Origin of the sequence: Paraburkholderia sp. BR14320, assembly GCF_040948665.1 — a bacterium.
GTDB classification, from domain to species: domain Bacteria; phylum Pseudomonadota; class Gammaproteobacteria; order Burkholderiales; family Burkholderiaceae; genus Paraburkholderia; species Paraburkholderia youngii.
Genome location: NZ_JBFPKG010000022.1, coordinates 32,095 through 53,258 on the forward strand (window position 1 = coordinate 32,095; position 21,164 = coordinate 53,258).

General features: G+C 61.4%; 26 protein-coding genes and 2 tRNA genes. 16 read left to right on the forward strand and 12 right to left on the reverse strand.

The window, feature by feature from the left end; genetic code table 11:
* Positions 1-91 precede the first annotated feature (91 nt).
* The 10 genes from AB3X89_RS20675 to AB3X89_RS20720 all read left to right on the forward strand — a co-directional run bounded on the left by AB3X89_RS20675 (position 92) and on the right by AB3X89_RS20720 (position 5,296).
* Positions 92-454, forward strand: coding sequence for a hypothetical protein (locus AB3X89_RS20675; RefSeq protein ID WP_368584912.1), 363 nt, complete (start codon positions 92-94; stop codon positions 452-454).
* Positions 455-466: 12 nt separating this feature from the next.
* Positions 467-685 carry a hypothetical protein gene (locus AB3X89_RS20680; RefSeq protein ID WP_368584913.1) on the forward strand — a complete coding sequence of 73 codons (219 nt, stop codon included), beginning with the start codon at positions 467-469 and terminating at the stop codon, positions 683-685.
* Positions 682-1,107, forward strand: coding sequence for a hypothetical protein (locus tag AB3X89_RS20685; protein ID WP_368584914.1), 426 nt, complete (start codon positions 682-684; stop codon positions 1,105-1,107). The genes AB3X89_RS20680 and AB3X89_RS20685 overlap by 4 nt, the downstream gene beginning before the upstream one ends.
* Positions 1,100-2,512: a primase-helicase family protein gene (locus AB3X89_RS20690; protein ID WP_368584915.1), complete on the forward strand. Its 1,413-nt coding sequence runs from the start codon at positions 1,100-1,102 to the stop codon at positions 2,510-2,512. Before AB3X89_RS20685 ends, AB3X89_RS20690 begins: the two co-directional genes overlap by 8 nt.
* A 165-nt stretch (positions 2,513-2,677) precedes the next feature.
* On the forward strand, positions 2,678-2,974 hold the full coding sequence (locus AB3X89_RS20695; protein ID WP_368584916.1) for a hypothetical protein: 297 nt from the start codon (positions 2,678-2,680) through the stop codon (positions 2,972-2,974).
* A gap of 82 nt (positions 2,975-3,056) precedes the next feature.
* Positions 3,057-4,043: a phage major capsid protein gene (locus AB3X89_RS20700; protein ID WP_368584917.1), complete on the forward strand. Its 987-nt coding sequence runs from the start codon at positions 3,057-3,059 to the stop codon at positions 4,041-4,043.
* 8 nt (positions 4,044-4,051) lie between these two features.
* Entirely contained in the window at positions 4,052-4,387 is a 336-nt protein-coding gene (locus tag AB3X89_RS20705; protein WP_368584918.1) for a hypothetical protein, read from the forward strand.
* Between the two features lie 24 nt (positions 4,388-4,411).
* The gene (locus tag AB3X89_RS20710; RefSeq protein ID WP_368584919.1) at positions 4,412-4,699 is read left to right on the forward strand and encodes a hypothetical protein; all 288 of its coding nucleotides are present in this window, start codon (positions 4,412-4,414) and stop codon (positions 4,697-4,699) included.
* Positions 4,696-4,929 (forward strand): hypothetical protein, encoded by a 234-nt coding sequence (locus AB3X89_RS20715; protein WP_368584920.1) that lies wholly within the window; start codon positions 4,696-4,698, stop codon positions 4,927-4,929. Before AB3X89_RS20710 ends, AB3X89_RS20715 begins: the two co-directional genes overlap by 4 nt.
* Positions 4,930-5,110: 181 nt before the next feature.
* On the forward strand, positions 5,111-5,296 hold the full coding sequence (locus tag AB3X89_RS20720) for a hypothetical protein (RefSeq protein WP_368584922.1): 186 nt from the start codon (positions 5,111-5,113) through the stop codon (positions 5,294-5,296).
* Between the two features lie 31 nt (positions 5,297-5,327).
* Here AB3X89_RS20720 and AB3X89_RS20725 read toward each other — a convergent pair whose 3' ends face one another.
* The 4 genes from AB3X89_RS20725 to AB3X89_RS20740 form a co-directional block, all read right to left on the reverse strand.
* Entirely contained in the window at positions 5,328-5,942 is a 615-nt protein-coding gene (locus tag AB3X89_RS20725; RefSeq protein ID WP_368584923.1) for a hypothetical protein, read from the reverse strand.
* A gap of 363 nt (positions 5,943-6,305) precedes the next feature.
* Positions 6,306-6,962 carry a hypothetical protein gene (locus AB3X89_RS20730; RefSeq protein WP_368584924.1) on the reverse strand — a complete coding sequence of 219 codons (657 nt, stop codon included), beginning with the start codon at positions 6,960-6,962 and terminating at the stop codon, positions 6,306-6,308.
* A 466-nt stretch (positions 6,963-7,428) separates the two neighbouring features.
* Positions 7,429-7,620 carry a hypothetical protein gene (locus tag AB3X89_RS20735; RefSeq protein ID WP_368584925.1) on the reverse strand — a complete coding sequence of 64 codons (192 nt, stop codon included), beginning with the start codon at positions 7,618-7,620 and terminating at the stop codon, positions 7,429-7,431.
* Between the two features lie 1,380 nt (positions 7,621-9,000).
* Positions 9,001-9,198, reverse strand: a complete 198-nt coding sequence (locus AB3X89_RS20740; RefSeq protein ID WP_368584926.1) for a hypothetical protein — start codon at positions 9,196-9,198, stop codon at positions 9,001-9,003.
* 665 nt (positions 9,199-9,863) lie between these two features.
* On the opposite strand from AB3X89_RS20740, the gene AB3X89_RS20745 reads away from it, so the two are divergent.
* Both AB3X89_RS20745 and AB3X89_RS20750 read left to right on the forward strand, forming a co-directional pair.
* Entirely contained in the window at positions 9,864-10,013 is a 150-nt protein-coding gene (locus AB3X89_RS20745; protein WP_008921206.1) for a hypothetical protein, read from the forward strand.
* 284 nt (positions 10,014-10,297) lie between these two features.
* The gene (locus AB3X89_RS20750) at positions 10,298-10,894 is read left to right on the forward strand and encodes a chorismate mutase (RefSeq protein WP_368584927.1); all 597 of its coding nucleotides are present in this window, start codon (positions 10,298-10,300) and stop codon (positions 10,892-10,894) included.
* A 38-nt stretch (positions 10,895-10,932) separates the two neighbouring features.
* On the opposite strand, the gene AB3X89_RS20755 is transcribed toward AB3X89_RS20750, so the two are convergent.
* Together AB3X89_RS20755 and AB3X89_RS20760 are read right to left on the reverse strand one after the other, a co-directional pair.
* Positions 10,933-12,081 (reverse strand): exonuclease domain-containing protein, encoded by a 1,149-nt coding sequence (locus tag AB3X89_RS20755; RefSeq protein ID WP_368584928.1) that lies wholly within the window; start codon positions 12,079-12,081, stop codon positions 10,933-10,935.
* A gap of 313 nt (positions 12,082-12,394) precedes the next feature.
* The gene (locus AB3X89_RS20760; RefSeq protein ID WP_013090197.1) at positions 12,395-12,598 is read right to left on the reverse strand and encodes a cold-shock protein; all 204 of its coding nucleotides are present in this window, start codon (positions 12,596-12,598) and stop codon (positions 12,395-12,397) included.
* 395 nt (positions 12,599-12,993) lie between these two features.
* On the opposite strand from AB3X89_RS20760, the gene AB3X89_RS20765 reads away from it, so the two are divergent.
* A complete protein-coding gene (locus AB3X89_RS20765; protein WP_368584929.1) occupies positions 12,994-13,236 on the forward strand; it encodes a hypothetical protein in 243 nt (80 codons plus the stop codon).
* A gap of 525 nt (positions 13,237-13,761) precedes the next feature.
* Entirely contained in the window at positions 13,762-14,925 is a 1,164-nt protein-coding gene (locus tag AB3X89_RS20770; RefSeq protein WP_368584930.1) for a porin, read from the forward strand.
* A 107-nt stretch (positions 14,926-15,032) separates the two neighbouring features.
* Here AB3X89_RS20770 and greB read toward each other — a convergent pair whose 3' ends face one another.
* Positions 15,033-15,602 (reverse strand): transcription elongation factor GreB, encoded by a 570-nt coding sequence (gene greB, locus AB3X89_RS20775; RefSeq protein WP_368584931.1) that lies wholly within the window; start codon positions 15,600-15,602, stop codon positions 15,033-15,035.
* Between the two features lie 123 nt (positions 15,603-15,725).
* Here greB and AB3X89_RS20780 point away from each other — a divergent pair.
* Together AB3X89_RS20780 and AB3X89_RS20785 are read left to right on the forward strand one after the other, a co-directional pair.
* Positions 15,726-15,802, forward strand: a tRNA-Arg gene (locus tag AB3X89_RS20780).
* Between the two features lie 73 nt (positions 15,803-15,875).
* Positions 15,876-15,952 (forward strand) — tRNA-Arg (locus tag AB3X89_RS20785).
* Between the two features lie 59 nt (positions 15,953-16,011).
* On the opposite strand, the gene AB3X89_RS20790 is transcribed toward AB3X89_RS20785, so the two are convergent.
* The 5 genes from AB3X89_RS20790 to AB3X89_RS20810 all read right to left on the reverse strand — a co-directional run bounded on the left by AB3X89_RS20790 (position 16,012) and on the right by AB3X89_RS20810 (position 20,968).
* Positions 16,012-16,497 carry a phage protein NinX family protein gene (locus AB3X89_RS20790; protein WP_368584932.1) on the reverse strand — a complete coding sequence of 162 codons (486 nt, stop codon included), beginning with the start codon at positions 16,495-16,497 and terminating at the stop codon, positions 16,012-16,014.
* A gap of 120 nt (positions 16,498-16,617) precedes the next feature.
* A complete protein-coding gene (locus tag AB3X89_RS20795) occupies positions 16,618-18,978 on the reverse strand; it encodes a bifunctional (p)ppGpp synthetase/guanosine-3',5'-bis(diphosphate) 3'-pyrophosphohydrolase (RefSeq protein WP_368584933.1) in 2,361 nt (786 codons plus the stop codon).
* Positions 18,979-19,077: 99 nt separating this feature from the next.
* Positions 19,078-19,281 carry a DNA-directed RNA polymerase subunit omega gene (rpoZ, locus tag AB3X89_RS20800; RefSeq protein ID WP_008921215.1) on the reverse strand — a complete coding sequence of 68 codons (204 nt, stop codon included), beginning with the start codon at positions 19,279-19,281 and terminating at the stop codon, positions 19,078-19,080.
* Between the two features lie 60 nt (positions 19,282-19,341).
* Entirely contained in the window at positions 19,342-20,025 is a 684-nt protein-coding gene (gene gmk / locus AB3X89_RS20805) for a guanylate kinase (protein ID WP_368584935.1), read from the reverse strand.
* A 19-nt stretch (positions 20,026-20,044) separates the two neighbouring features.
* Positions 20,045-20,968 carry a YicC/YloC family endoribonuclease gene (locus AB3X89_RS20810; RefSeq protein ID WP_368584936.1) on the reverse strand — a complete coding sequence of 308 codons (924 nt, stop codon included), beginning with the start codon at positions 20,966-20,968 and terminating at the stop codon, positions 20,045-20,047.
* Positions 20,969-21,164 lie beyond the last annotated feature (196 nt).

Consider the following 21,164-nt stretch of genomic DNA (forward strand, 5'->3'; position numbering starts at 1 on the left):
GCCTTTTCATTTGCGCACTATCACATCCACCGGCAGGTCTGGACGCCTGACCAGTATTGGACTGAACCCCCAGTGAAGAACGGAGGATGTGATGACTGAAGTAATCCGCACACCGCTGATCGACATGTACGGCGGCGAGCGCTCGTGGTGCGCGATCTACGGCGGATCGCTGTTTCCGTCCGAACAAACCGCGCGCACGTATATCGCCGGTGAAAAGAAGCGGAAACTGATGTGGCTCGGCCTGCTGTTCGTCATCGGCAAGCGCATCGTGACCGACCAGCCCGAGGCACTGTTCAACGCCATCGTGGAGATGAAGAAGGACGATTCCCGCGCCCTCGCCAGCACGGCGCCCCCCCAGCCGTTCGCCCCCATCGAGCCCCTCAAACCGGGCCACGCACGCATCGCGTCGCTGCGCGGCAAGAAAGGCGATCAACTCGAACCCGAACCGGCCTGAACGGAGGCCGCCATGATCGTCCACCCCTATCAGGATCAACGCACCATTGTCACGCAGGGGCAGCACGCGGGCCGCAAGGGCAAGGTCATCGGTACGCGTCACGACCTGACCAACGGCGCGGGCGACTACTTCGTGGAGATCGAATTCGATCCCACGAAGGGCTCGAACAAAGCGGGTGACCGCGATCTCGTACCGGGTCGCTATCTCGCTCATGAAAAGGCCACGTCATGAGCGCCGCCATCCTGCTCGACCGACTCGATGGCGTGCGCTCGTGCGGCTCGGGCCGCTGGCGGGCGAAGTGTCCCGTGTGCGACTCGCGCAAGTCCGTCCTCGCTGTCACCGAGACGCGCGATGGCACCGTGCTGCTGCATTGCTTCCGCAACGATTGCCCGGTGACGGATATCGCGCTCGCGGTCGATCTCGATCTCGCGGATCTGTTCCCGCCCCGCACGGAAGGTGTCCACGCCGCCAAGCCGTTGAAGCGCCGCTACAACGCCGCCCAGGTGCTCGCCGCCGTGAATATCGAACTGCTCGAAGTGCTGCTCATCGTCGGCGCGATCCTGCGTCGGGGATCGGTTACGCGCACCGAGCACGCGCGCCTGATGCTCTCGGTCTCGCGCGTCTGCGTCGCGGAGGGCGCAACCCATGACTAGTCCCTCGATCCTCGACGCACCGATTACGCAGATGCCCATTCAACCGACGCGCCACGCGCACATCGGCATGAACGGCACGTCTGGCGCTGCGTCTGGTTACAGCTACCACGACTTCTACGCGCACATGCCGACGCACAAGTATCTGCACGTGCCGACCGGCGAGTTGTGGCCCGCGTCGAGCGTGAATGCGAAGCTGTCCCAGAAGGAGATTGACGGCAGCGTCATCAAGGCATCAACGTGGCTGGACGAGCATCGCGCCGTCATGCAGCTGGTGTGGATGCCGGGGGAGCGTCAGGTGATCGAAGGCCGCCTGATGCAGGCCGCAGGATGGCAGGTGCACGCTGGCGCGCGGTCTTTCAACCTGTACGTCCCGCCGTCGCCGGTGACGGGCGATGCGAAGAAGATTGGCGCGTGGATCGGGCACCTCGAACGACTCTACCCGGACGACTGGGCCTATATCGTCAACTGGTTCGCCTGGACGGTCCAACACCCCGAGGACAAGATCAATTGCGCGCTCGTGCTCGGCGGCGGTCCCGGCATCGGCAAGGACACGCTGATCGAGCCGCTGCGCATGGCAGTCGGCGCGCACAACGTGGCCGATATCACACCCGCGATCATGTTCGCCCGCTTCAACCGCTGGGCGCGCAACAAGCTCGTGCGTGTGAGCGAAGTGCGTGACCTGGGCGACCTCGACCGCTACTCCTTTTACGAGCACTGCAAGCCGTACCTGGCGAGTCCGCCTGACGTGATCCGCGTGGACGAGAAGAACCTGCGCGAATACTACGTAGCGAACGCCTGCAACTTTATTTTCACCACCAACCACTTGACGGACGGGCTGTACCTGCCCGCCGACGACCGCCGCCACTGCGTCGTATGGAGCACGCGCACCAGCGCTGACTTCACCGAGGCGTACTTTCGCAAGTTCTGGACGTGGTATGAGGATGGCGGCATGGCGAACGTGGTGGCGTTCCTGCACGAACGCGATCTGTCGGAGTTCGACCCGAAGGCACCGCCGCCCAAGACGCCCGCATTCTGGCAGATGGTGGCGGCAAGTGAGGCGCCCGAAAGCGGCGAGATGCGCGATGCGATCGACGCGCTCGGCAACCCGGATGCGCTCACGGTCAGCAATGTGTCCGAGGCTGCGTTTGACGCGAAGCTGTTCGGGCTGCACGACGAATTGAAGGCCAGTGCGAATCGCCGCGCCATGCCGCACAAGATGGAGCGCGTCGGATATTCAGCCGTGCGCAACCCGGACGCCGCCGACGGGCAATTCAAGGTCGCGGGCAAGCGCACGACCGTCTACGCGAGGAGCGCGCTTACCGTGGCGGCGCGCGTTGAGGCAGCACGCCGGTATGCAAGGGCGAATGGCGTGATCGAGAAGCCGAAACAGAGGGCGCAGGAATAGCGACTGGTCGGATTGGTTGGGTAAGTAGGATATCCGCCATCCTTTTCTACGCGTGCGCGCGCACCCAGCTCCGTATCCTTTTTTCGAACAACAGCAGCGGTGAAATAAAGAGATGGTGGATACCCTACTTAACCTACCAACCCTACCGACTGACGGGCGGCGCGCATGAGCGGACCTGACGAACTTGAGGAGCGCATCACGGTGACCGCAGCCTCAATCCGCGAATGGTGCCAACGCAACGATTATGCCGTCACGGTCGACGACTGCATCTGTGAGCGGGCGGCGGCCAGCGTGCTCGGATACCGCTCGCCGGATTCGCTGCGAAAGCAGGTCCGGGAAGGCCGCAACCGGCTTGAGTACCGGATGCGTGGCAACGTGCGGCACTATCGCGTGCTCGATCTGAGCCTCGTCATCGAAACGGGCTGGGCAGGAAACTGCGGAGAGGCCGGCGAAACGCGGTAATCGCGGAAATATCGTCATGGCGCCCTGTGCGCCTGCCGACGATCATGCAAGGCAGTGCGAACGACTTCAACGGGAGCGGACCATGATTGTCGGCAACACATTCGTCAAGTTCATCCGGTGCATGGCAAAGGCAGGCGGCAATCCGCTCGCCGCTGCCGAAATCCATCGCAAGGATTACGGCGACGGTCCCGCACTGTCACTGATCCAGAAGTCGATCATCACAAGCGGCAGCCTCGGTGCGGACGCCGCCTGGCGCGCGGCGCTGAACGACTTCCTGCTCGGCGTGGCGACCTACGATGTGATGGCGCGCATCAATGCCCTGAGCCCGTTGCACTCGATCCCGGTGCGCACGCGCATCCTGATCGAAGACGAAGCGCCAGTGGCGCAATGGGTCGATGAAGGGCAGCCGGTCACTGTCAGCGGCGCGAGCTTCGAACAGGCGAACATTGCGCCGAAGAAATGCGCCGGCCTGATCGTCGCGACAAAGGAAGTGATCCATCTTTCGACTGACGCCGCGGAGAAAGCGCTGACGCGTTCGCTCCAGCGTGCAGTCGCGAAGATCACGTCAGCGGCGGCGTTCGCTTCGGCACCGGTTGCAGGCGCGCCCGATTCGCTGCTGACGGGTGCCGTCGCGGTGCCCGCGATCGGCGACGTGCAAGCGGACATGGCCGCGCTGGTGGCCGCTTTCACTGGTGACATCGAGCGCGCCGTGCTGGTTATGAGCAGCAATACGGCCATGACGCTCGCGCTTCGGGGCGCGATGGTGGGTGCCGCGAGCGGCTTCGGCGTGAAGGGCGGCCTCTTCTGCGGTCTGCCCGCCGTGGGATCGGCGGACGTGCCCGACGACATCGTTGCGCTGGTCGATGCCGGTCAGATCGTCTACGGGGATGACGGCGCGAGCATGGACATTTCCGAACAGGCTGATGTGACAGTTGACGGTGTGACGCACTCGCTGTGGCAGGAAAATCTGGTCGGCTTCCTGTGCACGCGCTTTGTGTCGTGGCAGGCCGCGTCCGGCGCGGTCGCGTATCTGAGCGGCGTGGACGGGTCCGCGCCGGTAACTGAGTGAGGTGCTCGATGATCGGGAAAGACATCACTGACGAAGACCGGCCGACGCCGCTTGACGTGTCCGGCCCTGTGCTGGCTGTCGTGGGCGAACAGATTGCGCAATTCATCAAGCGGCGTGGACGCTTCCCCGGCAATGATGAAATCGCCGTGTTCGTCGAACTCGCGAACAACCTTGCACTTGCTATCGCGCTCAATCACGGCGCGCACGCGAGTGGCACCGACATTGTCCAGGACGCTCACGATCCGACGCGTGTCTTTCAGGTTGTGACTTTCGACAACGGGCGGCGGGTTCGCTTCGAACTGGCTGCGGCCGTGGTAGCGCTGTACGCGCAGACCATGCAGTGAGGGGGTGCGATGAATGCGCAACGTGTGACGCTGCATGAACTCGGCCGCAACCAGACGCTCTCGATCGCGCGTGATTATGTGTCGCGCGCCTACGTCGGCGGCGAGGGGTGGGCCGATCTTATGAGCGATGCCGAAGTGCTCGATGCCGCGCGCCTGCTGCTGCGCGATGTGGCCGGGTGCATCGTGGATCGCGATCGCTGCGCCCTGAGCCGCATTTGCATGATGCGTGACGAAGCCGGAGCGCAACGGCTGATGTTCGAATTCTCGGACGGCTCGGCCTACATCACGCCCGCCGAAGGGGACACGAAATGACCATGCCGGTTCCGGTGCGCGTGGATCGCAATCTGATGCGCATGCTGCTGCGAAGCGAGGAGAATGCGGCGCTGCTGTTTGGGCCTCAGCACGCCGCCGCGCTGACGCGGCTGCTCACCGTCGCACAACAGCACGGGCAGGAAGTCGACGTCGGCACGCTGAAGGATGGACGGAAGGAAACGCTGATCGCCCGGGTCGCTGGCGCGGCCACGTGGACCTGCGTACGGTGAACACCGGTTGCGACGCTGCCGCCCGAAAACTATCATTCGCTTAACCCGGCCGCTGATCCGTCAGGCGCGGCGCGAATTGTGGTCGGGGATTTTCCTTCTGCACTGGCGCGCGCGGGGGGGAACGGGCGGCGCGGCGCCCGAGAGTTTGACCGCGCATCATCGAATCTCTCCGGGGCTGAGAATGGACGCGGGAACGAAAGCTTTCGACCGGCTGACCGATGACGTGCTCTGCGGGCGCATCCGCTGGGTGCCACGGCCACCCGAGCGCGAACTGAGTCCGGCACCGCTCGATACGGCGAAAAGCCGCCGCGAACGCGACCGGTTGCGCAAGCAGCGCTGGCGCGCCGGCCCTGGGAAGAAGCCGTGAGCGTCGACGTCGAAAATCGACTCTTCGATCTTCAAGTACCTATTTTCCCATTCGCTTCGATCACCTGATTCAATAACACCCGACCGTAGTCCTTGATTTGCCAGTAGCGTGCTTCCTTCAAAGAAAAGCTGATGCGCCCTGTCGCTTTGTCAACGTTCCAGTCCACCGTTGAGGCTAGTTCATCGCCGTCTTCAACGAATAATCTGAGGTGCAGGCGGTCTCCGCTCCTTTCAGCTAGACGTCGATCGACACGGCCGCCCGGCATTCGCTCGCTCACGCCGCGAAACGGAAAATCGGTTGTGAAGCCCTTCATTGTGACGGCTGCACCCGCTGCGGTAGTCGTCAACATCCCGTCCGCATTAAATGGTCCTTCGCTGCCATTCTTAAGCGTTTCCATGAGACTGATGACGCCGTCGAAAGCTTCCTGCGCCTGGTCTGAAGTCATTCCGTCGGTAAGCTTGTACGCCCATTCGATCGACGGCTCGGCGGCTTCCTTTTTCAGGGGAAAGTAGGACAGCGCGGCCCCTATGATCTGCAATCGATCTAAGACAAGGTCGGTCTGGCCATAGACGACTTTCTCGATTCCATCGAGGCTGAAGGCAACGGACACGTCACGCGTTGGCTTCATGAAACTGAACAGGGACATCTGCTCGCTCCCACAGGCTGTCGCTACAGTATCGTAGAGCATCGATGAGCAGGCGGGCAGAGATGTCGTGCGGATGACCGACCGCCCTCCTGACAGCCACGGCGGTCCGAGCACGAAGGCGACGCTTCGCCGCCCGCTTCCTACCGGGGTAGAAGACCGGGTGACGCCCATGCGAGCGCGTTTTGACCCCCAAGTCCTGATCCGCGCGTATGGAAGAAAACCTTCGCCCGGGGTTTCCGCCGTGATCCAGAAATCTTTGCAGGTGCCCCCCACGACAACAGCCGCGCACGGCCCGCGCGGAGGCCGCAGGAATCCCACGCGACGTGTCCTTGCCCCGCTCACGCAGCGGGGCATTTTCCGCTCTTATCCGTGTGTCTCCGGTTGCCCGGGATTAGCAATGATCTGCGTCGAGGCGGACTGAGCGTCTTCAGTCCTGATACGCTGGGAGAGTTCCTGAGAAAAGGTGCAGCAGATCGTGGCGAAGAAGACTGCGATGACGCCATAAACAGCGAGATCGAGACCGCCAGTCGCGGTCTCGTGCAACATGGACTTCACGTGCGTATCCTGCTCGGCGCGCTCGGTACGCTCGCGTTCCAGTTCCGCGTCCTGCCTGCGTAGTTGTGCGAGGGTTTCGCCGTGCTGGTTGGCTACAGTCGTCTTGAACTCGCTAAGATTCTTTTCAAGGGCGTCCAGCCGTGATTCGACATCACGCGGCTCGGCAACGCCCACCGTAACCGTACCCCATCCACTCGATGTGGCGGCCGCAGCAGTGATATTGCCGGACGAGGTGATAGGTGCCGGATAACGCGGGAACTCTCTCAGGCGCTGGGCGAAAAATTGCGAGACGGACGGAAGACTGAACTGTTGCCTTGTCCTTGTGATGCCGATGACGATGTAAAACAGCCCCCAGCCTTGGAGGCCGGCGCCTGCTATACGGATTGAGAGATCGGTGAAATGTCGGGAAATCGGGATCAGCGAACAGACGGCAATGGGAAGCAACGCCCAGAAAACATATTTCAACCCGGTCCGCCACATCCACAAGCCGATTAGCCTGCACCATAGCGCTGATAGCCTCGCTCTGGCCGCCCATTCCGCCACCATAGTTCACCCCATTTTCTTGTTGGTCGCGGAAGTATAAGCGGAGCTACCCACGACGACCGCCCACGGCCATGGACGCCCTGCCAAAATCGAAAGGTCGATCCGAGTCGTGCCATCCGCCCCCTCGCGCACACGGCCCTACGAATCAGTGCGCGTGGAAAGCTTTTCCACGTCTCCCGATAATTCAAGGTCTTCGGTACGGCTGCGACGGTCGGATGCGAGACACCAAGCTCTGTCGCGATCTGGCGGTCTGACTGCTGCGGGGTCTCGCGTAGCTGTTGGGCGATGAGTTCACGCCGTTCGGGATTTTCGCTCGCGATGTAGGCGTCCTGATCCTCGCCGTTGAGCATCACGTGCGCGGCAAAACGTTCGCGCGTGCGTCCCGCCCTCAGTCCGTGAGGCCTTCTATCTCGAAGCCATACAGGACACCAACGGCGGCCCGGTAGCCGCACGAGTAATCCCGCTGTTCGGTTTCGGACCAGCGGGAGGATGGCATCCCGCGCTCCGTCCAGTCTTCCCCAGCTTCGATAGTGCGCACGGCGGCGCGATAGCCTCTTTCGTAATATTCGCTATGGTTCATTGCGTGGATCTCCTATTGATCAGGCGGCGGGCGGGCGGACGATATGCCCGCGCAGGTATTCGATAATACCGGACGGCTCGTACGCTTCGAACTGGGACAGGCTAGTAGCGAAAGGTCGATCCGAGTCGTACTCGTTCGCGCTACAGTTGGACGCTCGCAAGGTGGAGGCGCCGACTGATGACGATATGATCTGTCCGTGACAGTTCAGGCTTGGAGGCCATATGCAGGTCTGGGGGAAACCGCTGGAATTCTGGGACAACGTATCCGTCTGGCTGATATGGGTTGCCGCTCTCACCGGTGCGGCAGCGGCTTTTTCGGGCCTTGCTGGGGCGATCATTAGCCGCCAAGTGAGTTCAGTGGTGCAGCGGGACGCCGACCAAAGAATCGCAGCAGCTAACGCACTGGCCGCCACCTCTAATGCGTCTGCCGCAGATGCCAACCTAAAACTTCAGCAGCTTCGCAATCAGGTTGGACCTCGCCAACTCCGACGCCAGGACTTTCTGGATGCGCTGAGGGGAAGCACGCCGACCCCTGTCCAGATCGTCTATCTGAGGGACGACCCCGAGTGCTTCGATGTTGCACAACAGGTCTGGAGGGTGTTGCAAGACGCCGGTTGGCCCGTAACTCCGCCCGAGCCCATTGTGCCAAGCGGTGACGCTCAACCTGCGCCAATGGACTTCGACGGACAACCGGCAGGCGTAACCGTCGTGGGAAGAACGAACTCGGAGGATGAGGCTAACGCCGGTGAGCAGCGCTTCCTCGGCAGACCGTGGGTCCGTACTCCGTTCACAGTCTTAACGTATGCGTTTGAACAGGCTCTCGGCAAAGCGGCTACAAGCCTGAATGGCCCGCATGCGCCACCGGCTGGGACTCTGCGTGTCGTCGTCGCGCCCCGTTGAAGTCAGGCTTCGCGTTGACCGCGAAGGCAGGAGAATGAGCGGCGCCAAACGTTCGCAGCAAGGCCCGAAATCCGGACCGTGGTGACGATGGCGACGATTGTCGTTTCAGACCCAAGGCCCGAGCGGGCGAAACCCCCTGAAGGCAACAGATCGTTCACTCGCGAATCGTTCGTGGTGCACTCCTGATATAATTGCAACTCGCTAGTGCATTGAAAAGTATTCGTAATGCGAAGGTCGGGGGTTCGATTCCTCTTTCCGGCACCATCAAGTTTCAAGCAAAAAGCCCAGTCCTCATGACTGGGCTTTTTGTTTTGCCGTCGCGCGAAACATTGCCGGTCTGCCGCCTTGACGAGCCGAAACAGCCTGTAGCAAGCGATGCCGTTCGGCACTGATCGACTACGACACGAAGTGCCAGTTCAGCTTGTTCTCGAGACCCATGTGTGGACGAGCACGTTCTCGCGTGCGGTGCGCGCGTTCCAGCCTAGTCTGGAACGCGGAGCGGGTCGTACGACCGTTGCATCGCAAGGTTGCGCGCAACGACGGCATCGGCCCGTGGGGTCGGCTGCTCGGACGCGCCGTATGCGGCTATCGCTTGCGCGGGTGCCGACGCAAACCACAAGATCCTGCCGGCGCACTCGATGCCAACCTGACGTCCGTCCCAGTACACAGCGTTTTCCATTGCGACCTCTCTCCCAAACATGCAGAACGTCATGATCCGCTCGGCGCGTCGCGCGTCCGTCTGCCAACGCACGTCGATTCATCGGTAGTCGCTTCAATCATAGGAGGCGCGGCGGCCTACGTTCGACTTGTCGCCAAATGCAGTCCTTTTGTCACAGCAATCCGGGAATGGGTTTGCCAACCCACTGTCAGCATTTAATTAACGACAAATTCCTTAAACGGTGTTTTATCCGGTCAACGCGGCGCGGAATGTGCCGTTTACTAGGTATTAGGCAGACAGTTACGCAATCCGCAAATTACGAACGTTCAGTTCACGAACGCGAAAATCCTGCCAATGCGGCAACGCACAAATTTGTCACGTGTTATTCACAAAGAACGTCAAATCCAGTGCACGGAAATATCGATCGGTCGTGCTCAAACGCAGGCGGGGCAAGGCGCGAGAGGGAATGGCGGAGGGGAGCCGGATTGAGACGATTTGGCGCTGGCAATTAAGCAGATCAAGCAGATCGCGAAACCCAACCGATAGTTAGACGATAAATTTTATTCAATCCCTCTGCTGATGTGTCGGCTTGTGCCGTTAAAGCAACAGAGTATGTATGACGCGCATCGGACACTGGTGCGATGCGGGGAACGAGGCCGATAATCGGTTCGCAAAGGAGAAAGATCATGGATGCCAAACCACCGAAGATTCCGACCCCGGACAAAGTTTTTTACCCGGATCCGGAACCTGTGGCCGTCGAGTTTTTGGGAGCCGAACTTCCCGAGCATGTTCGCGCTTTCTTCGACGAACAACGCAAGTCGTGCGATCCGAAGTAACGGACCACTGGCGCGGCGCAGCATTCGCGCCCGTTGATTTCATGCGCGGCGAATTTTCGCGCCGTCATTACGCGTCCGACGCCTCCGTCAGGACGCTGGGTCAGCTCGCCTGATCAGAGCAGCTACGCTGGGCCGCACGGCTCGAGCGTACGAATACGCGCGCCCTTCCCGCGCCCAATTACCTCTCCGTCAACTTGTGTAAAGCGGCCCGACGTGCGCCGTTTGCCGGGCATCATTTATTCTTTTGGTTTTTCCGTCAACGGCCGCCCGGCCACGTCCACCTCATGAATCGTTTGCATCGCTTCGGCGCGTCATGCGCGCTCGCCATCGCCGCCACCGTCGCTTTCTCGCCCGCCCCTGCCCTCGCCGATGGTGACGACACTGCGCTCACGAACCTGATCGCACTGGTTTCGCAGCGTCTCGCGCTCGCGGAGCCGGTCGCGCGCTGGAAGTGGGCGAACCATCAGCCGATCACCGATACGCCGCGCGAAAACGCGCTGCTCGCCGAAGTCGAAAAGCGCGCCGCGGCGGCAAACGTCGATCCGGCGTTCGCCCGCGCGTTCTTCCGGGATCAGATCGATGCGAGCAAAGACGTGCAGAACGCGCTCTTCGCGAAATGGCGCAGCACCCAGCCGCCGCAAGGTCCCGCGCCCGATCTCGCAACCAGCACGCGACCGCAACTCGACAAGCTGACGCAATCGTTGATGGCGAGCCTGGCGCGCGTGCAGCCGCTGCGCGCCGCGGACGATTGTCCGTCGCGCGTCGCGCAATCGCTGGCTAACTGGAAAACGCTGACGCGCTATGACTCCGCGCATTCCAGCGCGATGACGCGCGCGCTAGGTCACGTGTGCGAGACCGGTGGAGTCGGCGCGACCGGCTGATTCCGGCAACGCTGCGGCGAGCGCACACTGCATAGGCGTCATAGGACGATGCTCGACTCGGGCGCGTCACGCGGCACACTCAACGGCATCACGCGCAGACCACGCGCCAGGTGGCTTTGCAGGATACGGTACGTCGACAATTCGAACGCCCCCGCCAGCGTCGACGCATGCAGTTGCCCCGCCTGCACGAGCGACGGCGCGTGCCCGAGGTAACGCCAGCGATCGACCACGTGAAAGACGCGCTGTGCGTCCTCACGCTCCTCGAACACGATCGGCCCGTCGAACGGCCAGGGAGCGCTCGCGGGATCGCTCTTCGTCACGCGCGGCAAACGGTTGTGGCCCGGCCGCAGCGTCGCGATCCACTGCGCCTCCGCGAGCATCGCGCCGAGTTCGCCGCCCGTCGCGCGCCATTCGACGCGCCGCACCAGCTGCGCAAGCCGCATATCCTTCGACGAACGCCGCTCGCCGGTGAGATGCGAGCGCAGCCGCTGACGCACGCGCACGCTGCGGCCGACATACAGCGGCGCATCGCCTTCGCCATAGAACGCATACACGCCACAGCCTGCCGGCGCGGTGTCGAGCAGGTCTTCGGTGATGTCGCCGGCGAGCCGGTAGCGACGCGTGGTGCGCTCGATCTGCGCACGCAGCGCGTCGAGCGGTACGAGCGTCGGTAGACGCTGCCAGAACTGCCAGATCAGATCGGCGTCGGCGAGCGCGCGGTGACGGTCGGACGGCACCAGCGCATGACGTTCGACGAGCGCGTCGAGACCATGGCGCTTTTCGCCGGGAAACAGCGCGCGCGACAGCCGTACCGTGCAAAGCACGTCCGGATCGAACGCAATTCCGGCGCGACGAAATTCGCCGCGTAAAAATCCGCGATCGAAACTCGCGTTGTGCGCGACGAACAGCTTGCCGTTCAGGCGCTCGAACAGCGCAGGCGCGATCGACTCGAACGTCGGTGCGCCGCGCACCATATCGTTCGTGATGCCGGTCAGTTGCTGGATGAACGACGGAATGGGCTGCTGCGGGTCGATCAGGCTGCTCCACCGCGATACGCCGGCCGGCCCGACTTCGACGACGCCAACCTCGGTAATGCGGTGCTCGCTCGTCGAGCCGCCGGTCGTCTCGAGGTCGACGAAAACGATGGGTGCATCGAGTGCCGGTTCCGGCGAAAGCAGTTCAGACATGGGGCAAGAGATTCGGATGCGTGAATTTGCGGCAAGTATGCACCAGCTGGACGGTGCGCATCCACACTGTGCGCCGTCCGCAGGCAGAAACTGCGTCGACAGGGACCCCCAATTTGCGCAGATATCCCGCGGACGCTTAAACCAATAATCCGGAGTAGCCAATCCGTTTCAATGAATTATCTTCCGACAATAATACGTATCGTTGAACCACGCAGTTACCGAAGATCCTGGCTGGATAAAATAAAAAACCCTCGCGCGACGGCGAGGGTTTTTGGCTCCCGACTGCGCGGGCGGCGCGCCCGGCGCAGCGCATTCACAGCGGCTGAATGTTGGCCGCCTGCTTGCCCTTCGGGCTGGTCTTGACTTCGAAAGACACCCGCTGGTTTTCCTTCAACGACTTGAAGCCCTCGCTGCGGATCTCCGAAAAGTGCGCAAAAAGATCCTCGCCACCCGCGTCCGACGTGATAAAGCCAAAACCCTTAGCATCGTTGAACCATTTGACGACACCAGTTTCCATTTCCTGTTTTCCCTCGGTGATTTATGCAAAGCGGGCATCGCCCTTGAATCGATCCCACCCCGATTCAGTTGCCCATATCTGATCAAGACAAAAAACCAGAAACAGCAATCAAATTCGGCTTTTCCGTTATACGGGGAACAGAGAATCGCCGTCAAGTAAACTTTTCATATGCGTTTAGCGTATAAAGAGATATCACTTCAAATCGCATGGATATAGCAGACTGTCAAAGTTACCTGGAATGATTTAACCAGCCAGGAAACGGAAAAACTTGCAAAAAACATGCAATGGGAATGTAACAAAATCCAAGTTTGCGTAAGTGTTTGTCCGACTTGTTGCTGCGCAGTCCGACTCGCATGATGCATATCAGTGGTAGCGATGTGCTTCAGGAGGTTGTCATGTTCCAGGAAATTCGCCGTCTCTTCGCCTGGCTCACTCATTCGCCTGCAAAGGCCATACCAGACCAACCTGCAACCACGGACTCATCCACGGTTTTCGACTTCGATCCAATGTGGCACGGGGACCATTGGCAGAATTTGCTCTCCTCGCCGATGGATGCGCGCCGTTATGTGATCGAAGACTGGAGCGTGTCCGCGCAGGATGATTGGGGCGACGCGGAAGGCACCGCACCCGCTCACTAGAGCAGCTCGCGAAGATCGTTCGCCCAAAAAAAAGCGCGACTGGAAGGTCGCGCTGACAAAGGTTGGAGATCTTTTTCGTCAACGAAAAAGTCTGCTTCGAAAAGCAGAAATTAAAGTATAGCGGTCGTATTCAATTTCGATTATTCACACGATTAACAATCGTCTATTGCCGGAATAACAACAATCGTTTTTCCGCATTTGTTGCCGTTGTTTTTCCGGATCGTTCGGTGTCGCGAATCAGCAACGCGCTTTAGGAAAAATCAGACGCCGAATGCCGCCGAGTCGGCGCAAAGCCTTTATCCATAAGGCTCAAATGGCGAAGCATGATCGTTTCTCGTTGCGTAATACTTTATTGCGCGAATCGGAACATCAACTCCCGGAAGTGTCTCTCTACACTCTGCGTAATCGGAAACCGGCGCGGATCTGGTCAACGCGCTTCTCACGCGGATTCCGCTTCTCGCAGCGCTCGCGTGAAGGTCTCCTAAGCCAGGGTTTTATACCTCTCTCGCTCTTGGAGTTATATCAATGAAGAAGACACTCATGGTCGCTGCCCTGTCGGGCGTTTTCGTCACGGCAGCGCACGCGCAAAGTAGCGTCACCCTGTATGGCCTGATCGACGCCGGGATTACTTATACGAACAACCAGCGCGTCAGTGCTACTCAGCACGGCGCCAACGTTGCGATGACGAGCGGTTCGGTGAACGGTAGCCGGTGGGGCCTGCGTGGCGCTGAAGATCTTGGCGGTGGTCTGAAGGCCATCTTCACGTTGGAAAACGGCTTTGGCATCAACGACGGCACGCTCAAGCAGCAAAGCCGTATGTTCGGCCGGCAGGCGTTCGTTGGTCTGTCGAGCGACCAGTTCGGCGCTGTCACGCTCGGCCGTCAATATGACAGCATGGTCGACTTCGTCGGCCCGCTGGCGCTCACCGGCACGCAATACGGCGGCACCCAGTTCGCCCACCCGTTCGACAACGACAACCTGAACAACTCGTTCCGTATCAACAACTCGGCCAAGTACACGAGCGCGAACTACGGCGGCTTCAAGTTCGGCGCGTTGTACGGCTTTTCGAACCAGGCTAGCGGCTTCGCGAACAACCGCGCATACAGCGCGGGCGCATCGTACAACTGGGGCGGCCTGAACGTCGCAGCCGCTTACTTGCAACTGAACGCCAACGGCGCAACCAGCGCAGCCGCAGCGTTCAATTCGGGTGGCGCAGTGTCGGGCGACAACACGTTCTTCGCGCAACGTCAGCAAACATGGGGCGCAGGCGCCAACTATGCGTTCGGCCCGGCAACCGTTGGCATCGTGTACTCGCAGACGAACCTGCATGGCCTCGTCGGCATCAGCCAGGGTTCATCGGGTGTCTCGGGCGGTATCGGCTTCCCGTCCAACAGCGCCCAGTTCCAGAATTTCGAGGGCAACGCTCGTTACGCTCTGACACCTGCGATCAGCATTGCCGCCGCGTACACGTACACCCGCGCTAACCTGTCCAGCACGCACGTGCACTGGAACCAGGTCGATCTGCAAACCGCATACGCGTTGTCCAAGCGTACCGACGTGTACCTGCAAGGCGTGTATCAGGCAGCAAACGAAGGCTCGATCGTCCCCGCCTTCATCAATGGCGTGGGTAACGCTTCGGGCAACAACAAGCAAGTCGCTGTGACGGCTGGTCTGCGTCACCGCTTCTAAGCACCGCGCAAGGACTGGCAGTAGAGAAGGCGCCGTTCGCGGCGCCTTTTTTATGTTCGCGCCGAAGTGGTCTTTCGCCAGACTTTGCCTGCGCCTCCGCCAGCGCCCTAGCGGCCGGCATCGGGTGGCGGGTACTTGACGTCGAGAATGTCGATCGGTTGCGGCCCGGCCGGCGTGAACAGCGTGACCGTATCGCCGATTTTGGCCTTCAGCAACGCACGCGCAATGGGCGAAATCCAGCTTACGTGCCCAATGTCCAAGTCGACCTCGTCGACACCGACGATCGTCACCTTATGCTCTTCGCCGTCCTCGGTCGCGTAATCGACCGTCGCGCCGAAGAACACCTGATCGACGTTTTCCTGCCGGCTGCTATCGACGACCTCGGCCAGATCGAGCCGCTTGGTCAGGAAACGGATGCGACGGTCAATTTCGCGCAAACGTCGTTTGCCGTAGATGTAGTCGCCGTTCTCCGAGCGGTCGCCGTTCGACGCCGCCCACGACACCAGCTTGACGACCTCGGGCCGCTCGACATCGATCAGATGCAGCAATTCATCGCGCATACGCCGATGACCGGCGGGAGTCATGTAGTTTTTGGTGCCTGCGGGCACGTCGGGCTGGGTGACGTCGAGATCGTCGTCGTTGTCCTCGCTCGACTCTTTGACAAAGGCCTTGTTCATAATCGTCCGTTAACAGCAGCTAGCAACAACCTGATAAAAGGTTACACGATCGGGCCCGCGACACAAATCGCCGTGATGGGCTTCCATTTTTCAAATCTGTTGGCTATAATCTCGTTTCTGTGTGCGGCTGTAGCTCAGTTGGATAGAGTACTTGGCTACGAACCAAGGGGTCGTGGGTTCGAATCCTGCCAGCCGCGCCACCTTATTCGAGAACTGCCTTGCTGAGAGTTCTCAGGTTTCACCGGTTTTTGCAGTAAGCATCACCGTTTGCGTGCGGCTGTAGCTCAGTTGGATAGAGTACTTGGCTACGAACCAAGGGGTCGTGGGTTCGAATCCTGCCAGCCGCGCCACCTATGAAGGGCCTTCCAATCGGAAGGCCCTTTGTTTTTCTGGCGCACCGTGCGCCAGCTCAACGCGGCGGCGACTGGATATCCCCAATCTGCCCGTCCGGGTGCGGCAAGTCCTCGACGACCCCGCCTACCGTCTGCTCACTGATCGTCTCGGCCCGCATGCCGGTCAGTGCCTGGCGCTCGCGCAGCACGTCGTCGACGGTATCGCCGAAATGGCTCGCGACGAACGCCCGCAGCAAAGCAATGCGCAGCGACTCGCCGCTCCCCTCCGAGGCCCGCTGTCCGCCCTTGAACTCCGCGACGCACAACGCACCTTTTTCGTTCTGCTCGCGCACATCGAGCCGCATCGCGCGCTCGAGCACAACGGCAGCCGTCTCCCATGACGCGCAAGGCGTGAAACGCCCATCCCACGGACGACCTCGATCGTTGCCGCGGATCGCAACAGTCTCGCCACTATCGGTAAAGTAGATTTCACGCACGAAGTCGTGCAGGCTGCGCGCCACCCAGTAATCGAGCGCCACGCCAGCGAGGTCGGATACGTTCATCTGCGTTCTCCCCGGGGTTCAGGTGAGACCTGCCTTCAGTTGTATCCTGAGCCGCACGAAAGATGCCTGACTTGCGTGACGCGCCAGTCCGGGCCGCGCCGACGCCCAGTCCGAAGCCGCTCAGTAATCCGCGCGCTCGCGGTCGATACGCATGCCGCCGTCGTGGCGGTGATGCCCTTCTTCGCTCGGCCGCTCACGCGTGATGCGCATCACGTCAGGATTGGTGCGCACGCGCCGCATCACATTGGCCAGGTGCACACGGTCGCTGACCTGAATCACGAAGCGCAGAATCGTGGATTCCTGCGACAGATCTTCGTCCATCGCGATATGGACGATGTTCGCGTCCGCCGACGTGATGTCGGCCGCTACGCGGGCGAACACGCCCTTGGTATTCTTAACCAGCACCTTGACCGCGACATCGAACAGACGCCCCGGCTGCGGCGCCCACGCAACGTCGATCCAGCGCCCCGGATCGCGGCGGTGGATACGCTGCGCAACGCGGCAGTCGGTGGTATGGATCGCCATGCCAAGGCCGATGCCGATATAGCCCATGATGTCATCACCCGGAATCGGACGGCAACACGCGGACAGTTGCACCGACATGCCCTCCGTACCGGTGATGACGACCGGGGGCGCATGCGGCGTCGAACCGGACTCGGAGCGCGAGCCGTCGTCGTCGGCGTCGCGCCCGCTCATCAGCACTTCGATGCGCTTGGCCATCACCGCCGCGACGCGCCGGCCGAGACCGATGTCCGCGAAAATTTCCTGACGATTCTTGTTGCCCGTCCACTGCACGAGCTTTTCCCACGCTTCCGGCGTCACGTCCGACAGCGCGAGGCCGTAGCCCTTCAACGCCTGATCGACGAGACGCTCGCCGAGTTGCACCGACTCGTTCAGGCGCATCGTCTTCAGATAATGACGGATCGCCGAGCGCGCCTTGCCGCTGCGCACGAAGCCTAGCCATGCGGGGTTCGGCTTCGAATACGGCGCCGTGATGACTTCGACGATGTCGCCGCTCTTCAGCTCGGTACGCAACGGCAATAGCTCGTTGTTGATCTTCACCGCGACGCATTGGTTGCCGAGGTCGCTGTGGATCGAATACGCGAAGTCGAGCGCGGTGGCGCCGCGCGGCAGCGCCATGATCTTCGACTTCGGCGTGAACACGTAGACCGCGTCCGGGAACAGGTCGATCTTTACGTGCTCGAGGAATTCGCTCGAATCGCCCGCTTCGCTCTGAATATCGAGCAGCGACTTCAGCCACTGGTGCGCGCGCTTTTGCACGTCGTTCAGGTCGGCGCTGCCGTTCTTGTACAGCCAATGCGCGGCAACGCCCGCTTCGGCGATCTCGTGCATCTTGCGTGTGCGCACCTGAAACTCGATCGGCGCGCCGAACGGGCCGACGAGCGTGGTATGCAGCGACTGATAGCCGTTCACCTTCGGGATCGCGATGTAATCCTTGAACTTGCCCGGAACGGGCTTGAACAGCGCATGCAGCGCACCGATGCAGGTATAGCACTCGAGCGCGCTGTCGACGACCACGCGAAAACCATACACGTCGAGCACCTGCGAGAACGACAGCTGCTTGTCGCGCATCTTCTTGTAGATGCTGAAGATGGTTTTCTCGCGACCGGTGACTTCGGCGTCGATCTTTGCGTCGGCAATCGCGCGCTGCACCGATTCGAGAATCTTGCCGACCACCTCGCGACGATTACCGCGCGCCGCCTTCACGGCTTTTTCGAGCGTCGCGTAACGGTGCGGGTTGAAATTCGCGAAGCTCAGGTCCTGCAGCTCGCGATAGGTATTGTTCAGACCGAGCCGGTGAGCGATCGGCGCGTAAATGTCGAGCGTTTCGCGTGCCACGCGGCGACGTTTCTCCGGCGGCACCGCGCCGAGCGTGCGCATGTTGTGCAGCCGGTCGGCGAGCTTCACGAGGATCACGCGCACGTCGCGCGCCATCGCGAGCAGCATCTTGCGGAAGTTCTCCGCCTGCGCTTCCTCGCGATTGCGAAACTCCATCTTGTCCAGCTTGGACAACCCGTCGACCAGTTCCGCAACCTTCGCGCCGAAGCGCTCGGCGAGCTCCGCCTTGGTTACGCCCTGGTCTTCCATCACGTCGTGCAAGAGCGCCGCCATGATCGACTGGGCGTCGAGATTCCAGCCCGCGCAGATTTCCGCGACTGCGACCGGATGCGTGATGTAGGGTTCGCCGCTCTGGCGATACTGGCCGAGGTGGGCTTCGTCGCTGAAGTGGAACGCCGCCTTGACGTCCTTGATTTCTTCCGGCGGCAGATAGCCGGACAGCGCGGACGTCAGATTGGCGATGGAGACGACGTCGTGCCGGCGCGGCTGCTCCGGCGTGGCGGTCGGCCCGAACAGATGACGAAACGATTGCTCGAGGACCGCGTCGATGTACTTGCGTGCAGACGACGGCGCGTCGGTGTCGTGTTCCGCTTCCGTGGCGGTGGGCGGGGTAGCACTCATGGTCGCCTCCGGTAGCGGTCAGGGTTGGACACAGTTCTGCACGTTGAGCAATCCGGTGTGGCGAATACCGGACGAGTCGAAAACGAAAATCCGTGCGCCTTAGACCGGCACCTTCTTCAGCATTTCGACGCCGACCTGACCCGATGCGATTTCACGCAGCGCGAGGACGGTGGGCTTATCGCGGCTTTCGATCTTCGGCGTGTGGCCTTGAGCGAGCTGACGCGCGCGATAGGTTGCGGCAAGCGCGAGTTCGAAACGGTTCGGGATCTGTTTGAGGCAGTCTTCGACGGTAATGCGGGCCATGTTGGGTTCCTTCTCAGTATGTTGCTTATTCTACCTTATGTGCCTGACGGCACGCCGCGCTCACGCGTGCGGCAGGTGGATGCCGAGCTGCATGAAAAGCTGCGTGTGACGCGCGTACTGCGACGCGAAGCGCGAGCGCGTCGCGCCGACGAGGCACTGCAACTCAGCCAACGCACGATCGAAATTGTCGTTGATCACGACGTACTCCGCTTCGGCCGCGTGCGCGATCTCGCCGCCCGCCGCGAGCAGGCGTCGCGTGATCACGTTCGGCTCGTCCTGGCCGCGCTTTTTCAGACGTTCTTCGAGCGCTTCGAGCGACGGCGGCAGAATGAAAATTTCCACCGCGTTGTGGAACTGCTTCTTCACCTGCTGCGCGCCCTGCCAGTCGATTTCGAGCAGCACGTCATGGCCGTTTTTCATCTGCTCTTCGATCCACACGCGCGACGTGCCGTAGTAATTGCCGTGCACTTCAGCGCTTTCGAGAAACTCGCCCGCGTCGTGACGCCGCATGAAGTCTTCGACGGTCGTGAAGTGATAGTGCTCGCCGTCCTGCTCCTTCGGACGCGGCGGGCGCGTCGTGTACGAGATCGACAGACGGATCGCGTCGTCGCCCGCGAGCAGCGCGTTGACGAGCGTCGACTTGCCCGCGCCCGACGGCGCGACGACCATGAACAGATTGCCGGGATAGGCGCCGGCGTACGGATGGCGCGGCGCGCCGGCTTCGCGAGTATGGTGGTCGGTCATGATGTGTAGTGCTCCAGCCTTATTCGAGATTCTGTACCTGCTCGCGCATCTGTTCGATCAGTAGTTTCAGCGTCATCGACGAATCCGCGAGTTCCTTCGCCGCCGCCTTCGAACCGAGCGTGTTCGCTTCGCGGTTCAGTTCCTGCATCATGAAGTCGAGCCGCTTGCCGACCTTGCCGCCCTTCTCGATCACGTGACGCGTTTCGTTCAGGTGCGCGGTGAGGCGCGACAGCTCTTCGGCGATGTCGATGCGAATGCCGTACATCGTCACTTCCTGGCGAATCCGCTCGTTGATCTCTTCGCGCGACACGATCGTCGCGGCCCCATCCGGCGCCGCGATGCCGAGCGCTTCCTGCAGACGTTCGACGATTTTCTGCTGATGCCGCGCAATCAGCTCGGGCACGAGCGGCGTGATCTTCGTGACGATCGTTTCCATTTCGGTGACGTTGCCGAGCAGCATCGTCGCGAGTTGCGCGCCTTCGCGTGCACGCACGTCGATCAGGTCCGCGATTGCCTGCTTGCCGCACGCGAGCACCGTGTCGCGCAACGTCTCGGGCGCGATACCGCTTTCGGCGAGCACGCCCGGCCAGCGCAGAATTTCGCCAGTCCGCAGACGGCCGGCTTCCGGAAACGTGTCCAGCACCGTGCGTTCCAGCTGCGCGAGCTGCGCGAGCGCGTCGCGGTTGATCGCACCCGCGTTCGCCGACTGCTCGCTGCGCTGCAGATTCACGCGAATGTCGACCTTGCCGCGCGACAGCTTGTTCATCAGCATTTCGCGCAGCGTCGGTTCGACGACGCGCACGTCTTCCGGCATGCGGAAGTTCAAATCGAGAAAGCGCGAGTTCACCGTGCGCAATTCGACCGACACGCTGACGCCACCAGTGCCCGATGCCGCCACGAGTTCGCGCGTAGCGCTCGCATAGCCAGTCATGCTGTAGATCATCGTATTTCTCGCGATTGCGGCCATGCGTTCGACGATGGCCTGAGAAGCGGATCGCCCGGCGTGTACGAGACGCGGGGCGGGGAATCGGCATTATCCCATTTTTGGCCGCGCGATCCGCTCGCGAGCGGGCACGGATGCGGCCCGGCACGTGGCTGCTTTCACTGCATGGATTGCCGCTCGTCGTAACGATGACCCT

Excerpts from the sequence above, each read along its gene's own strand:
- AB3X89_RS20705 (WP_368584918.1), top strand. The coding sequence starts at position 4,052 with ATGATCGGGAAAGACATCACTGACGAAGACCGGCCGACGCCGCTTGAC.
- greB (WP_368584931.1), bottom strand. The coding sequence starts at position 15,602 with ATGAACAAGGCCTTTGTCAAAGAGTCGAGCGAGGACAACGACGACGAT.
- gmk (WP_368584935.1), bottom strand. The coding sequence starts at position 20,025 with ATGACCGACCACCATACTCGCGAAGCCGGCGCGCCGCGCCATCCGTAC.
- AB3X89_RS20720 (WP_368584922.1), top strand. The coding sequence starts at position 5,111 with ATGGACGCGGGAACGAAAGCTTTCGACCGGCTGACCGATGACGTGCTC.
- AB3X89_RS20745 (WP_008921206.1), top strand. The coding sequence starts at position 9,864 with ATGGATGCCAAACCACCGAAGATTCCGACCCCGGACAAAGTTTTTTAC.
- AB3X89_RS20790 (WP_368584932.1), bottom strand. The coding sequence starts at position 16,497 with ATGAACGTATCCGACCTCGCTGGCGTGGCGCTCGATTACTGGGTGGCG.
- rpoZ (WP_008921215.1), bottom strand. The coding sequence starts at position 19,281 with ATGGCCCGCATTACCGTCGAAGACTGCCTCAAACAGATCCCGAACCGT.
- AB3X89_RS20675 (WP_368584912.1), top strand. The coding sequence starts at position 92 with ATGACTGAAGTAATCCGCACACCGCTGATCGACATGTACGGCGGCGAG.
- AB3X89_RS20695 (WP_368584916.1), top strand. The coding sequence starts at position 2,678 with ATGAGCGGACCTGACGAACTTGAGGAGCGCATCACGGTGACCGCAGCC.
- AB3X89_RS20700 (WP_368584917.1), top strand. The coding sequence starts at position 3,057 with ATGATTGTCGGCAACACATTCGTCAAGTTCATCCGGTGCATGGCAAAG.
- AB3X89_RS20735 (WP_368584925.1), bottom strand. The coding sequence starts at position 7,620 with ATGAACCATAGCGAATATTACGAAAGAGGCTATCGCGCCGCCGTGCGC.
- AB3X89_RS20770 (WP_368584930.1), top strand. The coding sequence starts at position 13,762 with ATGAAGAAGACACTCATGGTCGCTGCCCTGTCGGGCGTTTTCGTCACG.
- AB3X89_RS20750 (WP_368584927.1), top strand. The coding sequence starts at position 10,298 with ATGAATCGTTTGCATCGCTTCGGCGCGTCATGCGCGCTCGCCATCGCC.
- AB3X89_RS20760 (WP_013090197.1), bottom strand. The coding sequence starts at position 12,598 with ATGGAAACTGGTGTCGTCAAATGGTTCAACGATGCTAAGGGTTTTGGC.
- AB3X89_RS20685 (WP_368584914.1), top strand. The coding sequence starts at position 682 with ATGAGCGCCGCCATCCTGCTCGACCGACTCGATGGCGTGCGCTCGTGC.
- AB3X89_RS20755 (WP_368584928.1), bottom strand. The coding sequence starts at position 12,081 with ATGTCTGAACTGCTTTCGCCGGAACCGGCACTCGATGCACCCATCGTT.
- AB3X89_RS20810 (WP_368584936.1), bottom strand. The coding sequence starts at position 20,968 with ATGATCTACAGCATGACTGGCTATGCGAGCGCTACGCGCGAACTCGTG.
- AB3X89_RS20690 (WP_368584915.1), top strand. The coding sequence starts at position 1,100 with ATGACTAGTCCCTCGATCCTCGACGCACCGATTACGCAGATGCCCATT.
- AB3X89_RS20680 (WP_368584913.1), top strand. The coding sequence starts at position 467 with ATGATCGTCCACCCCTATCAGGATCAACGCACCATTGTCACGCAGGGG.
- AB3X89_RS20715 (WP_368584920.1), top strand. The coding sequence starts at position 4,696 with ATGACCATGCCGGTTCCGGTGCGCGTGGATCGCAATCTGATGCGCATG.
- AB3X89_RS20740 (WP_368584926.1), bottom strand. The coding sequence starts at position 9,198 with ATGGAAAACGCTGTGTACTGGGACGGACGTCAGGTTGGCATCGAGTGC.
- AB3X89_RS20765 (WP_368584929.1), top strand. The coding sequence starts at position 12,994 with ATGTTCCAGGAAATTCGCCGTCTCTTCGCCTGGCTCACTCATTCGCCT.
- AB3X89_RS20795 (WP_368584933.1), bottom strand. The coding sequence starts at position 18,978 with ATGAGTGCTACCCCGCCCACCGCCACGGAAGCGGAACACGACACCGAC.
- AB3X89_RS20725 (WP_368584923.1), bottom strand. The coding sequence starts at position 5,942 with ATGTCCCTGTTCAGTTTCATGAAGCCAACGCGTGACGTGTCCGTTGCC.